This is a genomic window from Streptomyces griseicoloratus, from assembly GCF_014534645.1.
Taxonomy (GTDB): domain Bacteria; phylum Actinomycetota; class Actinomycetes; order Streptomycetales; family Streptomycetaceae; genus Streptomyces; species Streptomyces griseicoloratus.
Genome location: NZ_JACVQF010000122.1, coordinates 1 through 374, shown reverse-complemented (window position 1 = coordinate 374; position 374 = coordinate 1). Strand labels below are relative to the sequence as shown.

The 374-nt window shown below is 72.2% G+C and carries 1 protein-coding gene; it reads left to right on the top strand.

From position 1 onward, the window contains the following. On the top strand, window positions 1-374 hold a 374-nt coding region (locus H0H10_RS03410), incomplete at both ends, for an acyltransferase domain-containing protein (RefSeq protein ID WP_188179287.1).

Here is a 374-nt window from a genome sequence, read left to right as displayed (position 1 = left end):
CAGGGCGCGCAGCGCACCGGCATGGGCATGGAGCTCTACGACGCCTACCCCGCCTACGCCGAAGCCTTCGACGCGGTGTGCGCGGAACTCGACCCGCTGCTGGACCGGCCGCTGCGCGAGGTCATCACCACCGGCGACGAACTCGACCACACCGGCTACACCCAGCCCGCCCTCTTCGCCACCGAAGTCGCCCTGCACCGGCTCATCGAGTCCTGGGGCATCACCCCCGACTACCTCGCCGGCCACTCCATCGGCGAACTCGCCGCCGCCCACATCGCAGGCGTCCTCACCCTCCCCGACGCCGCACGCCTCGTCGCCGCCCGGGCCCGCCTCATGCAGAACCTCCCCACCGGCGGCACCATGATCGCCCTCCA